Source organism: Ancylobacter novellus DSM 506, assembly GCF_000092925.1.
GTDB lineage: Bacteria > Pseudomonadota > Alphaproteobacteria > Rhizobiales > Xanthobacteraceae > Ancylobacter > Ancylobacter novellus.
In genome coordinates this window covers 4,405,633-4,415,752 of the sequence record NC_014217.1, presented here as the reverse complement: position 1 = coordinate 4,415,752, position 10,120 = coordinate 4,405,633, and the positions used below count along the sequence as shown (strand labels likewise).

The 10,120-nt window shown below is 67.8% G+C and carries 10 protein-coding genes; 7 read left to right on the top strand and 3 right to left on the bottom strand.

The window, feature by feature from the left end:
* The first annotated feature begins 9 nt into the window (after nucleotides 1-9).
* From SNOV_RS20810 to SNOV_RS20780, 7 genes are all read left to right on the top strand, one after another.
* A complete protein-coding gene (locus SNOV_RS20810; RefSeq protein ID WP_013168951.1) occupies nucleotides 10-1,257 on the top strand; it encodes a Zn-dependent hydrolase in 1,248 nt (415 codons plus the stop codon).
* A 17-nt stretch (nucleotides 1,258-1,274) separates the two neighbouring features.
* Nucleotides 1,275-2,732, top strand: a complete 1,458-nt coding sequence (gene hydA / locus SNOV_RS20805) for a dihydropyrimidinase (RefSeq protein ID WP_013168950.1) — start codon at nucleotides 1,275-1,277, stop codon at nucleotides 2,730-2,732.
* 177 nt (nucleotides 2,733-2,909) lie between these two features.
* Complete coding sequence (locus tag SNOV_RS20800; RefSeq protein ID WP_013168949.1) at nucleotides 2,910-4,229, top strand: NtaA/DmoA family FMN-dependent monooxygenase; 1,320 nt, start codon at nucleotides 2,910-2,912, stop codon at nucleotides 4,227-4,229.
* 45 nt (nucleotides 4,230-4,274) lie between these two features.
* A complete protein-coding gene (locus SNOV_RS20795) occupies nucleotides 4,275-5,126 on the top strand; it encodes a transporter substrate-binding domain-containing protein (RefSeq protein WP_013168948.1) in 852 nt (283 codons plus the stop codon).
* A gap of 25 nt (nucleotides 5,127-5,151) precedes the next feature.
* Nucleotides 5,152-5,880, top strand: coding sequence for an ABC transporter permease (locus tag SNOV_RS20790; protein WP_013168947.1), 729 nt, complete (start codon nucleotides 5,152-5,154; stop codon nucleotides 5,878-5,880).
* Nucleotides 5,877-6,653 (top strand): ABC transporter permease, encoded by a 777-nt coding sequence (locus tag SNOV_RS20785; RefSeq protein WP_013168946.1) that lies wholly within the window; start codon nucleotides 5,877-5,879, stop codon nucleotides 6,651-6,653. The genes SNOV_RS20790 and SNOV_RS20785 overlap by 4 nt, the downstream gene beginning before the upstream one ends.
* Nucleotides 6,650-7,426, top strand: a complete 777-nt coding sequence (locus SNOV_RS20780) for an amino acid ABC transporter ATP-binding protein (protein ID WP_013168945.1) — start codon at nucleotides 6,650-6,652, stop codon at nucleotides 7,424-7,426. The genes SNOV_RS20785 and SNOV_RS20780 overlap by 4 nt, the downstream gene beginning before the upstream one ends.
* A gap of 5 nt (nucleotides 7,427-7,431) precedes the next feature.
* On the opposite strand, the gene SNOV_RS20775 is transcribed toward SNOV_RS20780, so the two are convergent.
* The 3 genes from SNOV_RS20775 to SNOV_RS20765 are packed head-to-tail and all read right to left on the bottom strand — an operon-like array spanning nucleotide 7,432 to nucleotide 9,884.
* A complete protein-coding gene (locus tag SNOV_RS20775; RefSeq protein ID WP_013168944.1) occupies nucleotides 7,432-7,953 on the bottom strand; it encodes a flavin reductase family protein in 522 nt (173 codons plus the stop codon).
* A gap of 42 nt (nucleotides 7,954-7,995) precedes the next feature.
* The gene (locus SNOV_RS20770) at nucleotides 7,996-8,538 is read right to left on the bottom strand and encodes a flavin reductase (protein WP_013168943.1); all 543 of its coding nucleotides are present in this window, start codon (nucleotides 8,536-8,538) and stop codon (nucleotides 7,996-7,998) included.
* Between the two features lie 32 nt (nucleotides 8,539-8,570).
* Complete coding sequence (locus SNOV_RS20765) at nucleotides 8,571-9,884, bottom strand: NtaA/DmoA family FMN-dependent monooxygenase (RefSeq protein WP_013168942.1); 1,314 nt, start codon at nucleotides 9,882-9,884, stop codon at nucleotides 8,571-8,573.
* Between the last annotated feature and the right edge of the window lie 236 nt (nucleotides 9,885-10,120).

Here is a 10,120-nt window from a genome sequence, read left to right as displayed (position 1 = left end):
AGAGAGATCATGACGGCCCCAAGCGGCAACTGGCGCACCGACGGCGCGCGGCTGTGGGACAGCCTGATGGCGATGGCGCAGATCGGTCCGGGCGTGCGCGGCGGCAACAACCGCCAGACCCTGACCGATTCCGACCGCGAGGGCCGGCTGCTGTTCAAGAGCTGGTGCGAGTCGGCAGGAATGAGCGTCGGCGTCGACGCCATGGGCACCATGTACGCCCGCCGCGAGGGCACCGATCCCACCGCGCTACCGGTGCTGGTCGGCTCGCATCTCGATACCCAGCCGACGGGCGGCAAGTTCGACGGGGTGCTCGGCGTGCTCGGTGCGCTGGAGGTGGTGCGCACGCTGAACGATCTCAGCATCCGCACGAAGCATCCGATCGAGGTGGTGAACTGGACCAATGAGGAGGGTGCCCGCTTCGCCCCCGCCATGGTCGCCTCCGCCGTCTATGCCGGGGTGATGAGCCTTGATGACGCCTATGCGGTGCGCGACGCCGAGGGCAAGACGCTCGGCGCCGAGCTGGAGCGCATCGGCTTCAAGGGCGAGGAAGAGGTCGGCGCGCGCAAGGCGCACGCCTATTTCGAGCTGCATATCGAGCAGGGGCCGATACTGGAGGCCGAGGGCGTCGACATCGGCGTCGTCACCCATGGCCAGGGCACGCGCTGGCTGGAGGTGACGCTGACCGGGCGCGACGCGCATACCGGCTCGACGCCGATGCCGCGCCGGCTGAATGCCGGGCTCGGCGCCGCCCGCATCATGGAACTGGTGGACCGGATCGCCTGGGCGCATGCGCCGATGGCGGTGGGCGCCGTGGGCCATATCGAGGTCTACCCGAACTCGCGCAACATCATCGCCGGCAAGGCCGTCTTCACTATCGACATCCGCCATCCCGAGCTCGCCGCCCTCGACGCCATGGCAGCGGAGGTGCGCGCCGGAGCGGCAGAGATCGCCGAAAAGATGGGCCTCGGCATCGCCATCGCCGAGGTCAATTCCTTCGATCCCGTCGCCTTCGATCCGACGTTGGTCGGGCGCGTGCGCGCGGCGGCGCAGGCGCTCGGCTACTCCCATCGCGACATCGTCTCCGGTGCTGGGCACGATGCTTGCTGGGTGAACAAGGTCGCGCCGGCGGCGATGATCTTCTGCCCCTGCGTGGACGGGCTGAGCCACAATGAGGACGAGGCCATCACCCCGGAATGGGCCAAGGCCGGCGCCGACGTGCTGCTGCACGCGGTGCTCGCCACCGCCGAGATCGCCTGAACCGTAGGGAGAGAGCCATGTCCATCGTCATCAAGGGCGGCACCGTCGTCGCTGCCGACCGCTCCTATGAGGCGGACGTGCTCATCGAGGGCGAGAGGATCGCCGCCATCGGACCCTACCTCTCCGGCGACACCGTGCTCGACGCCGCCGGCACCTGTGTCATGCCCGGCGGCATCGACCCGCACACCCATCTGGAGATGCCCTTCATGGGCACCACCACAGCGGAGACCTGGGAGAGCGGCACCTTTGCCGCGCTGTCGGGCGGCACCACCATGGTGGTGGACTTCGTCATCCCGGAGGGTGACGACCTGATCGGCGCCCTCGACGCCTGGGAGGCACGCGCAAAGAGGCAGGCGAGCTCGGACTATTCCTTCCACATGTGCATCACCGGCTGGTCGGAGGCGACCTTCGACGCCATGGAGCTGGTGGTCGCGCGCGGCGTGAACAGCTTCAAGCATTTCATGGCCTATAAGGGTGCGCTGATGGTCGACGACGACCAGATGTTCGCCTCCTTCCAGCGCTGCGCCGCGCTCGGCGCGCTGCCGCTCGTGCATGCGGAGAACGGCGACATCGTCGCGGCCTTACAGCAGAAGTTTCTCGCCGAGGGCATTCGCGGACCGGAGGCGCATGCCTATTCCCGTCCGCCGGAGGTGGAGGGCGAGGCGGTCAACCGCGCCATCATGATCGCCGACGCCGCCGGCGTGCCGGTCTACATCGTCCACGTCTCCTGCGAGCAGGCGCACGAAGCCATCCGCCGCGCCCGCCAGAAGGGCATGCGGGTCTATGGCGAGCCGCTGGCCCAGCACCTCGCCCTCGACGAGGGCGAATATGCCCATCCCGACTGGGACCACGCGGCGCAGCGGGTGATGTCGCCGCCCTTCCGCGACAAGTTGCATCAGGACAGCCTGTGGGCGGGGCTCTCTTCCGGCTCGCTGCAGGTCGTGGCGACCGACCATTGCGCCTTCACCACGGCGCAGAAGCGCATGGGCCTGACCGACTTCACCAAGATCCCCAACGGCACCGGCGGGCTGGAGGACCGGCTGCCGGTGCTCTGGACCAAGGGCGTGGAGACCGGCCGGCTGACCCCGAACGAGTTCGTGGCGGTGACCTCGACCAACATCGCCCGCATCCTCAACATCTATCCGAAGAAGGGCGCCATCGCGCCGGGGGCGGATGCCGACATCGTCGTGCTCGACCCGAAGGCGGGCAAGACCATCCGCGCCAGTGCGCAGAAATCGGCCATCGACTACAACGTGTTCGAGGGCGTCGAGGTGCGCGGCCTGCCGCGCTTCACCCTCTCGCGCGGCGAGGTGGTGTATTCGGCCGGCGGCAACGCGACGCCGCGCCCGGGCCGCGGCCGCTTCGTCTCCCGCCCCGCCTTCCCGGCGGCGAACCGCGCGCTCTCCACCTGGAAGGCGCTGGTGGCCCCGCGCGCGGTGGAGCGCGACCCGGCGCATATGCCCATCGGCGTGTAGGCCGGCCCAGCGCTGACCAGCGCGCATACGCGCTGCTTAGATTCTAGGCTGGCCTATAAGGCGAGCAGACAAAACAAGCTTCGTCTCTTGGCGATACTTCCCGTCCGTTGAGCGGCCTTACCTTCTCCGCTGCGTCGCGCGCGATCGACGCTGTGCATGCAAGGAGAAGGTGCGTTCATGCCTGCCAATCCGTTTCATCTCGCCTGGTTTCTTCAGGGCTCCAGCATCCAGGCGTGGGGCGAGCCCTGGACCGGCAACATCGCGCAGGAATGGATGACGGCGGACATGTTCCTCGACCTCGTGCGGTCGATGGAGCGGGCCTGTTTCGACTACATCCTCATCGAGGATTCCATCTATGTCGGCCAGAACTGGCAGAATTCGCGCGACATCTTCCTGAAGGGCGGCATCTGCGTGCCCAGGCAGGAACCCTCGGTGGTCGCCAGCATCATGGCGGCGGCGACCAAGCGGCTCGGCATCGTACCGACGCTCTCCACCTTCGCCTACCACCCGTATTTGACCGCCCGCATCGTCTCCTCGCTCGACCAGATCTCGGGCGGGCGCGCCGGCTGGAACATGGTGACCGGCTCCTCCGACCTCTCCGCGCAGAACTTCGGCATGGACAAGCTGCCGGAGCACGACCAGCGCTACGTGATGGCCGAGGAGTACATCGACATCGTCAAGGGCCTGTGGGGCTCGTGGGAGCCCGGCGCCATCCTCGACGACCGCGAGAACGGCATTCTCATCGACCCGGCCAAGGTCCACACCATCGACTACAAGGGCCAGTACTACGCCTCGCGCGGCCCGCTGAACTCCGGACCCTGCCCGCAGGGCCAGCCGGTGATCGCGCAGGCCGGCGGCTCCAAGAGCGGGCGCAAGATCGCCGCCACACACGCCGACACCATCGTCGCCGCGCCGAACGGCGTCGCCAATATGAAGCAGTACCGCGACGACATCCGCGCCCAGATGGCCGCGATGGGCCGCGACCCGGACAGCTGCAAGATCCTGTTCCTGCTCTCGCCGGTCGTCGCCGAGACCGAGGAGCAGGCAAAATGGGCCGCCGAGCAGCGCCGCGTGCAGGCCGCCGCCAATCTCGACGCCCGCATGGCGCGCTTCGGCTGGAGCACCAATCTCGATCTGTCCGACCTCGACCTCGACACGCCGGTGAGCGAGCTGGTGCTCACCACCAACGGCCACCAGTCGAGCCTCTCGCAATTCCTTACCCGCGCCGGCGACAAGCCGCTGCGCCAGGCGATGGTAGACCATGTGAGCGTCGGCTACTGCGTCGACATGGTCGGCACGCCGGACAGCGTCGCGTCCCAGATGGACGAGGTGATGCAGGAGGTCGGCGGCGACGGCTTCCTGCTCGTGCTGTCCGACGTCAGCCGCCGCTCGGTCGCCACCATCATGGATGGGCTGGTGCCGGTCTTGCAGCGGCGTGGCCTTACCCGCCGTGCCTACGCGCACGAACAGCTGCGCGACAACCTGCTCGAGTTCTGACCGCTGCGCTCCCGCACTCCCACCCTTGAAGACAGGACGATGCCGATGAACCCCACCCAGCCGCGTCTCCCGCCTCGATCCTTCCGCGCCGGCGCCGCCGCGCTCGGCTTCCTGCTGCTCGGTGCCGGCCTCTCCACGGCCTCCGCCGAGAAGCTCAAGCTCGGCAATGAAGGCGTCTACCCGCCCTTCTCCATGGTGGATTCCTCCGGGAACCTCACCGGCATGGAGCCGGAGCTCGCCCGCGAGATGTGCAAGCGCATCGGCGCCGACTGCGAGATTGTGGTCATGGATTTCAAGGCGCTGATCCCGTCCATGCTGCAGGGCAAGTTCGACGGCATCGTCACCCAGATCTCGCCCACGCCCGAGCGCATGGACAAGGCGCTCTTCGCCACGCCCATCGTCTACAACCCGGCCACCTTCGTGGTGAAGAAGGGCAGCAACTACACGCTCACCAAGGAAGGCGTCACCGGCAAGGGACTGCGGATCGCGCTGCAGCGCGGCGCCTCCATGGTGCCCTACATCCACAAGCACTTCGGCAAGGACACCTTCGTCGAGGTCTATTACGACAACCCCGACCAGATGAAGCTCGACCTGCTGGCCGGCCGCCTCGACCTCGTCTTCGACTCCAAGATCAACTGGACGCTGGAGCTGATCGCCAAGCCCGAAGGCAAGGACTACGAGCTCGCCGGCGGCGACCACTGGCTCGGCGACCCCTCCATTCCCGAGGCCGAGCGCGGCTATAGCTGGATCTTCCCGAAGAAGAGCGAGGCGCTGGTCAAGCGCGTCAATGGCGCGCTCGCCGAGATGATCAAGGACTGCACCTACACCACCATCCGCAAGAAGTACGTGCCGGTCGCCACGCTCTCGGCGGAAGCGGCCTGCGAGAAGACCAACTGATCGCGGCCGCGAGGGAGCCCCGGCGATGACGAACCTCTCCCCCGCCGATCTGGCCGGCTATCTGCGCCAGCTCGGCGAGGGAGCCCTCATCACGCTGGAGCTCTTCCTCGCGAGCTTCGCCTTCGCCTTCGTCTTCGGCGTGCTGATCGGCGTGGCGACGCTTTCGCGCAACCGCCTCCTACAGGCGGCATGGCGGGTCTATGCCTCGATCTTCATGGGCGTGCCGACGCTGCTCGTCATCTTCCTCGTTTTCTATGGCGGCAGCGCCATGCTGGCGGCGGTGCTGGGCGAACTCGGCTCGGAGATCGACATCTCGCCCTTCGGCGCCGGCGTCACCGCGCTCGCCGTCGTCTATGCGGCCTATATCGCCGAATTGGTGCGCGGGGCTATCGAGAACCTGCCCAAGGGCCAGTTCGAGGGCGCCCGCGCGCTCGCCATCCCGCCCATCATCATGTGGGGCAAGGTGATCCTGCCGCAGGTGATGCGGCTCGCTCTGCCGGGCCTCGTCAATGTGTGGAGCTTCATGCTGAAGGAGACGCCGCTGGTCTCGCTCGCCGGCCTGCAGGACCTCGTCGCCGCCTCCAAGATCGCCGCGGGGGCGACCAAGGAGCCCTTCGTCTTCTTCATCGCCACCGCGCTGGTGTTCATCGCCTTCAGCGCCGCGACGCTCAAGCTCGCCACCATTCTGGAAATTCGGCTCGATCGCGGCCTGCGCCGCACGCCGGCCGCCGGCACGGCCCGGGCCGACGCATGAACGGGCTCCCCATCGATCCCGCCCTCGCCTGGGAGAGCCTGCCGGCGCTGCTGGACGGGCTGAAGGTGACGATGATCATCACCGCGATCCCACTGGTGCTCGGGCTCGCGCTCGCCTTCCCCATCTGCTTCGCCCGCATGTCGGAGCGGCGCTTGCCGGCCCTGCTGGCGGAGATCTTCGTCGTCTTCTTCCGCGGTGCGCCGCTCTTGATCCTGCTCTATCTCGTCTATTACGGCCTCGGCCAGATCGCCGCGCTGCGCGAGGGACCGCTGTGGATCCTGTTCGGCTCGCCCTTCGGCTGCGCCATCGTCGCGCTCGCCCTCAACCATGCCGCCTACATGACCGAGGTGCTGCGCGGCAGCCTGATGGCGGTGCCGGGCGGCATCGTCGAGGCGAGCGAGGCACTCGGCATCAGCAGGCGCAACGTCTTCATCTGGGTGCGGATGCCGCTGGCGATCCGCTACGGCCTCAAGGCCTATCAGAACGAGGTGATCAGCTTCATCAAGGGTACCGCCATCGTCTCGGTGGTAACGATCACCGACCTGACCGCCGTCGCCAACACCATCTTCGAGCAGACCTACGACCCGTTCACGCCGATCCTGTGCGCGGCGGCGTTCTACTGGGCCTTCGTGAACCTGATCCGCGTCGGCTTCACCCTGTGGGGCCGCTGGCTCAACCGCCACAATGCCGAGGAGGTCGAGGTGACGATCGCTGCGCCGACACGCGGAGCGGCGCTCAGCCGGCTCGCGGGCCTGATGAGGGTGGCGCCATGAACGCGCACCCGCATGACCAGAGGGCCATGGGCGAGGCGGCCGCGCCGGCCATCCTCCTCTCAGGGCTCACCAAGCTTTATGGCAGCCATCGCGCGCTGAACGGCGTCGACCTCGAGGTGCGACGCGGCGAGAAGATCGTCATCTGCGGCCCTTCCGGCTCGGGCAAGTCGACGCTGATCCGCTGCATCAACGCGCTGGAGCGCCACGATGGCGGGCGCATCGTCGTCAATGGCATCGAGCTGACCACCGACGAGGGCACCGTGCAGGACATCCGCCAGGAAGTCGGCATGGTGTTCCAGCACTTCAACCTGTTCCCGCACCTCACGGCGCTGGAGAACTGCATGCTGGCGCCGCAGCTCAATCGCGGGCTGACCAAGCCGCAGGCCGAGAAGCTCGCCATGCTCTATCTGGAGCGGGTGCACCTCGCCGACCATGTGCGCAAATATCCCTCGCGCCTGTCCGGCGGCCAGCAGCAGCGCGTCGCCATCGCCCGCGCGTTGTGCATGGAGCCGCGCATCCTGCTGTTCGACGAGCCGACCTCGGCGCTCGACCCGGAGATGGTGAACGAGGTGCTCGGCGTGATGGAGGAACTGGCGGCGAGCGGCGTCACCATGCTCTGCGTCACCCATGAGATGGGCTTCGCCCGCCGCGTCGCCGACCGCTGCGTGTTCATGGACCATGGCGAGATCGTCGAGAGCGGCGATGCCGCCACCTTCTTCGAGGCGCCGAAGAGCGAGCGCCTGCGCGGTTTCCTCGCCCAGATCCTGCGCTGAGGCGCTCAGGCCGCTGGCGCGGCGAGGCCGGCAATGGTTTTGCCGCGGAAGAACACCAGCGGCTCGCCGGTGCCGGCCGCCTTGGCGCCCATCACCGTGCCGATGATGATGGAGATGCTGCCGCGCTCCACCACCTGGTCCACCACGCAGTCGAACACGCCGAGCGCGTCGTTGAGCACCGGCGCGCCGGTGGCGAGCGTGCCCCACTCGCCCTCGACGAAGCGCGCCGCGCCGGAGAGGCCGGCCTTGCCGGAGAAGGCGTCGGCGACATGGCCGGCGGTGGCGGGCAGGAAGTTCACCGCGAAGTGCTTGGAAGCGAGGATCGGCCCGAGCGCACTGGTCTTGGCGTCGACCGAGACCAGCATGGTCGGCGGATCGGCGGTGACATGCGCCGCCGACAGGCCGAGGAAGCCGGCCGGTCCCTCGTCGCCCGAGGCGGTCACCACCGTCATGCCGGTGGCGCGCTCGCCCAGCGTGCGCCAGAAGGTCTTCATGTCGATCGGGGCGGGCGTCTCGGTGTCGGTCATAGGCCGGGTCACTCCAGTCGGAACAATAGGATTCGGGCGCGTTCAGGTCAGATGGTGGAACCTGCGGCCGAAATAGACCAGCCCCTCGCTGGAGCCGGCCTCCTGCAGGCCGAGCACCTCGCAGAACACCACGTCATGGGTGCCGACGGCGGCGATCTGCGTCACCCGGCAGTCGAAGGCGACGGTGGCCTCGGCGAGCACCGGCGCGCCGGTGACCAGCGTGGTCCAGCCGGCGGCGGCGAAGCGCTCGTCCATGGTCTTCATCCCGCCGGCAAACGCCATGGAGAGCGCCTCGTGATGCGGACCGGCCAGCGTGTTGACGCAGAGCACGCGGCTCGACGTGATCGCCTGGTGCGACTGGTTGGAGCGGTTCACGCAGACCAGCAGCGTCGGCGGACTATCGGTCACCGAGCACACCGCCGAGGCGGTGAAGCCGTAGCGTCCCTCCTCGCCGAGGCTGGTGATGATGTTCACCGCCGCCGGCAGCTTGGACATACCGGCGCGGTAGAGGTCGCGGCTGACGGCGGCCGGCAGGGGCTCTCCGGCCAGCGCCTTGGCGGCGGCACGCGGATCGGTCGCGCTCATTTGTCCTCCGATCGACAGGAAAGGGACAGGGATCAGAACTCGCGCAGCATCTCGCGCAGGGTCGCTCCCTCGGTGTAGCGGCTGCGGGCGAGGCCGCGGCGCTGCAGCGCCGGCACCAGCCCCTCGCAGATCTCGTTGATGTATTGCCGGCTGATGTTCGTGGTGAACGGGCGGGTGATCAGGAAGCCGTCGCCCCCGACCTCGGCCATCACCTCGCCCATGCGCTCGGCCACCTGGTCCGGCGTGCCGACGAGCCCGTCGAGCCCGCGCGAAAGCTGGTCGGCGCAGAGCCGGCGCAGCGTCTTGCCCGAGCCCGACTGCTGGAAGGCGTCGAGCGAGCCCTGCTCGCCATTGGTGGTGAGGTGGGGCAGCGGGGCGTCGAGGTCGAATGTCGAGAAGTCGATGTCGGTGATGGCGGCGACCAGCGCCAGCGTCTTCTCGTAATAGTCCGGCGCCTCGATGATCCGCGCCGCCTTGGCCTTCGCCTCCTCCTCGGTCTCGCCGAGGATAGGCGCCACCACGAACAGCACCTTGATCTCGTCCGGGTCGCGCCCACCCGCCGCCGCCCGCGCGCGCACGTCGTCGCGATAGGCCTTCAGCCCGGCGACGCCCATGGACGGGGCGATGATGCTGTCGGCGGTTAGGGCAGCGAATTCGCGCCCGCGCGGCGAGCCGCCCGCCTGCACGAAGGCGGGCCGGCCCTGCGGGGAGGGCGCGCAGTTCAGCGGGCCGCGGCTGCTGTAATAGGTGCCCTTGAAGTTGATCGGGTTGATCTTGGTGTGGTCGGCATAGGTGCCCGTCGAGAGGTCGCGCACCACCGCGTCCGGCTCCCAGCTCGACCAGAGCTGCTTGACGAGCTGGACGTACTCGTCGGCCATGTCGTAGCGCAGCTGGCGCGGCGGCAGCTTCTCCATGCCGAAATTCTGCGCCGCGAGGTCCTCGCCGGTGGTGACGATGTTCCAGCCGAAGCGCCCGTTGCAGATGTTGTCGAGCGTCGAGCACAGCCGCGCCAGCATGAAGGGCGGGTAGGCCATGGTGGAGAAGGTCGCCACCACGCCGAGATTGGTGGTGTTGGCGCCGATCAGCGCCGCCATGGGCGACGGATCGGCCTTGGGGCCCATGATGTTGTGCTTGAGGTACGTCTCGGTCGAGCCGCCATAGGCCTCCGAGATCATCAGCGTGTCTTCCAGCATGATGTAGTCGAAGCAGGCGCGCTCCATCGCCTGCGCCATGTCGATGTAGAACTTGCCGTCCCAGGGATTGCCGCCGCCGCCGGTGAACGGTCGCGTCCACTCGTCGACGGCGAAGTTGGTGAACCATCCGAGGTGGAATGGCCGTGCACCCATGAAGCTGCCTCGATGCGCCTGCTCTGACCCTCATTGCAGCTAAGGCCGGGAAACGCGCCGCGACCATCACCAAAACCCCAAGCGATGTTGGCGCCGAAGGCCGATGCCGCATTGGGCATGGGCTGCCTCGTTGCTGAATTCTTGTTCAATTAGCTTCCCTGATGAAAGCACACGCATAATCGATCCTGCTGCAATATCAGCAGGATACGGGCCGCTTCGTTGCGGCGCACAATTTG

Excerpts from the sequence above, each read along its gene's own strand:
- SNOV_RS20785 (WP_013168946.1), top strand. The coding sequence starts at position 5,877 with ATGAACGGGCTCCCCATCGATCCCGCCCTCGCCTGGGAGAGCCTGCCG.
- SNOV_RS20800 (WP_013168949.1), top strand. The coding sequence starts at position 2,910 with ATGCCTGCCAATCCGTTTCATCTCGCCTGGTTTCTTCAGGGCTCCAGC.
- hydA (WP_013168950.1), top strand. The coding sequence starts at position 1,275 with ATGTCCATCGTCATCAAGGGCGGCACCGTCGTCGCTGCCGACCGCTCC.
- SNOV_RS20780 (WP_013168945.1), top strand. The coding sequence starts at position 6,650 with ATGAACGCGCACCCGCATGACCAGAGGGCCATGGGCGAGGCGGCCGCG.
- SNOV_RS20765 (WP_013168942.1), bottom strand. The coding sequence starts at position 9,884 with ATGGGTGCACGGCCATTCCACCTCGGATGGTTCACCAACTTCGCCGTC.
- SNOV_RS20795 (WP_013168948.1), top strand. The coding sequence starts at position 4,275 with ATGAACCCCACCCAGCCGCGTCTCCCGCCTCGATCCTTCCGCGCCGGC.
- SNOV_RS20775 (WP_013168944.1), bottom strand. The coding sequence starts at position 7,953 with ATGACCGACACCGAGACGCCCGCCCCGATCGACATGAAGACCTTCTGG.
- SNOV_RS20770 (WP_013168943.1), bottom strand. The coding sequence starts at position 8,538 with ATGAGCGCGACCGATCCGCGTGCCGCCGCCAAGGCGCTGGCCGGAGAG.
- SNOV_RS20810 (WP_013168951.1), top strand. The coding sequence starts at position 10 with ATGACGGCCCCAAGCGGCAACTGGCGCACCGACGGCGCGCGGCTGTGG.
- SNOV_RS20790 (WP_013168947.1), top strand. The coding sequence starts at position 5,152 with ATGACGAACCTCTCCCCCGCCGATCTGGCCGGCTATCTGCGCCAGCTC.